Genomic DNA, 2,630 nt, shown 5'->3' with positions numbered 1-2,630 from the left:
AAAAAATATCCATACAACTCCATTTTTGGAGACGAGCGGATTTGTCAAGGTGGTACAATACCACATTAGTATAATTGTGGAAATTATAGCTGGAAATTTTAATAAAATTTTAACTGATTTGTGGGGGTGAAAAAGAAAATTCAACTCTCAAAAGTCAGATAAATAAAGCCCTCGGAGTTTCCGAGAGCATACTGAAGTTTAATAAGGGGTAATTCAGATGAATTTCTATGATAAAGAAGCAAAAGAGTTACTGAAAGCAGAAAAAATTGATAATAGTACTATTAGGGAATTACTTGTCTTAGCAATGCATTCATCAACAATAGCAAATAATTATTTTGAGTGTAAAGTTAAAGAAAATGATGATACAATATTAAAGGAACTAATTAGCATTTCTGGTGATTTTGATGATTTTGGAGATGCTCCTCATAAGGCATCATTTTTTATTAAGGAGTATTCGGTTGAGTTATTAAAACCATATGAAAATGAAATGTTTAGCATATTATCAAATGATGATAGAGGAGCCAGAACTTTTATTGCTATAGCATTGGGAAGGTTAAGATCACAACAGGTCAAAGCTTATATACTTAAAGAGGCAAACGATAATGGTCAAATTGGCAATTGGATTTTTTTAGAGGCTTTAAAATACTATCAAGATGAAATTATACAAAGTACTTAAGTATACTGTTTTTTAGGGACTTCCGTCCTTGGAAGTCTCTGGCTTCGCGGGTCGTCTAAAATCGGCTAACAAAAGATTCACACAAGGGCTCGTAGGAAAGAGCATGAAGTAGTCTCTGAAGCAGGAACATGAAGAAGGACTCGCCACATTCCTTCACCGGGCGAGCAAGCTGCCGCCAAAGAAGAAAGGCTCTGTGGGTTCGATTCAGGAACGTCGTGAATCAGCAAGGTTATATGACATTACCACAACATTTCAAAGAAAAGCTTCGAAGGATTATTTTATGGAGGTTGATTATGAAATCTAAAATATTATTATTGGTAACCGTTTTAATTCTTTCTTTCGTTTCCGGGTGTGTGGCGAATAGTGATGGAACAAAAACAGTATCTCCAACTAATACAGTTACGAAAGTTGATTATGACTATGATGAAGAAAAGGCAAAGGTAGAGTTTGAAGATTTAGGAAAAGATCATAGTAATACTAGCAAAGGTATAGAAGTAGTGGTTTTTGAAAATGAGAAAGGAATAAAGTATGGATTTATTGTTTCGGGACATTCAGGATATGCTGATAAAGGGCAAGACATAATTTGTTCAGCGGTTTCTATATTAGTAATAAATACAATAAATTCAGTTGACAGATATACTACTGAAAAATACATAAAAGATGTTAAAGAAGATGGCTATGTAAAGTGCTATTTACCAAAGCTCAAATATGGCAGAGGAAGCAATGAGGCAGAATTATTAGTAAAATCAATGGTTTCAGGATTAGAGGATATACAGAATTCTTATGGCGAAGAATTTGTTAGAGTAGTTTATGAAAAGGATTAAGGTATGTTGTGGAAACGTCATATAACAAGTCCATTTGCGTAAAGGGCAAAGCATGTAGAAAGTTCTCTGGAGTAGGAGCATGAGGTCATCCTGCCTGCATCGAATCATCGGGTGCAAGCACCGCCTCTGTAGGTCCGATTCTTCGACGCCGCAAATGGCAAACGTTATGTGAAATTTCCTGTAGTTTTCCGTCCCATCCGTGGCCATCCGTGGGCCGGTTTTTTGAAAGAAGTGCTTCGAAGTTATTTTTTTGAAAGGGATGATTAAATGAAAAGAATAGTATTTATTGTGATTTTTATTTTAGCTTTAGTTGGATGTTCAGAAACTAGAACAGGGAATGTTAAAAAGAATACAGCTATAATAAATTTTACAGATATAACAGCTCAAAATAAGGATAGTGCGGTTAATTTTGAAATTAAGGATGGAAACGTTCAGATTATGAGTATGCGTCCTCATTCAGGTAGTATATCTGCATCTGCATATTTTAAGAGTTGGAAACCTTATGAAAAAATTGAAGTCTATAGTGAAGAAGGCGTTTTGAAAATATATTACACAGAGAAAAATACTGATAAAATAGATGATGTAATTATTTCATTTATAACAGGATTTGATGTAGACGAAAAGAATACTGAGATATACAAAAATGGTGTATTCCAAGAGGGAAATATACAATATGTTAAAGCTATGGAATGATAAACAGTGTGTAATGGTTGAGTTTATGGAGCGTCTATCCTTGGACGCTTCTGGCTCTGGGGACAGGAAACTGCACATAACAAGTCCATTTGCGTAAAGGGCAACTCATGTAGAAGTGCTACGAAGAAGGAGCATAAGGTCATCCTGCCCACACCGCCTCACCGGGCTAAAGCCACTCACGGGTATTCTTACGGGTCCGGTTCGGACGCGTCGCAAATGGCAGACGTTAGGTGACACAAATCAAAATATTGCTAGGGACATTTCTTTGAAGTAAAATAGATATTTAAATAATTATGTCATTAGTGTTGCAAATATTTTTCAACAAAAAGTCAATGTAAATTCATTACTGGTATAGCTTGCACCCATAAGAAAATAATGGGTAGTGCAAGTGAAAAAGAGAGTGACCTCTTAAGGCTGGACACTATAAAATTTAAAAA

3 protein-coding genes are annotated in these 2,630 nt (G+C 35.3%); all 3 read left to right on the top strand.

Features of this window, described 5'->3' with window-relative positions:
• Window positions 1-217: 217 nt before the first annotated feature.
• A complete protein-coding gene (locus VIO64_RS08870; protein ID WP_331917261.1) occupies window positions 218-676 on the top strand; it encodes a hypothetical protein in 459 nt (152 codons plus the stop codon).
• Window positions 677-969: 293 nt separating this feature from the next.
• Window positions 970-1,500: a ribosomal-processing cysteine protease Prp gene (locus VIO64_RS08865; protein WP_331917259.1), complete on the top strand. Its 531-nt coding sequence runs from the start codon at window positions 970-972 to the stop codon at window positions 1,498-1,500.
• A 267-nt stretch (window positions 1,501-1,767) separates the two neighbouring features.
• The gene (locus tag VIO64_RS08860; RefSeq protein WP_331917258.1) at window positions 1,768-2,193 is read left to right on the top strand and encodes a hypothetical protein; all 426 of its coding nucleotides are present in this window, start codon (window positions 1,768-1,770) and stop codon (window positions 2,191-2,193) included.
• Window positions 2,194-2,630 lie beyond the last annotated feature (437 nt).

It is taken from the genome of Pseudobacteroides sp. (assembly GCF_036567765.1).
GTDB lineage: Bacteria > Bacillota > Clostridia > Acetivibrionales > DSM-2933 > Pseudobacteroides.
Note: the sequence above shows the minus strand (reverse complement) of the source record. Positions and strands in the feature narration are given on the sequence as shown.

What these genes read in the sequence shown, in the direction of transcription:
- VIO64_RS08870 (WP_331917261.1), top strand. Translation starts at nt 218, where the DNA reads ATGAATTTCTATGATAAAGAAGCAAAAGAGTTACTGAAAGCAGAAAAA.
- VIO64_RS08865 (WP_331917259.1), top strand. Translation starts at nt 970, where the DNA reads ATGAAATCTAAAATATTATTATTGGTAACCGTTTTAATTCTTTCTTTC.
- VIO64_RS08860 (WP_331917258.1), top strand. Translation starts at nt 1,768, where the DNA reads ATGAAAAGAATAGTATTTATTGTGATTTTTATTTTAGCTTTAGTTGGA.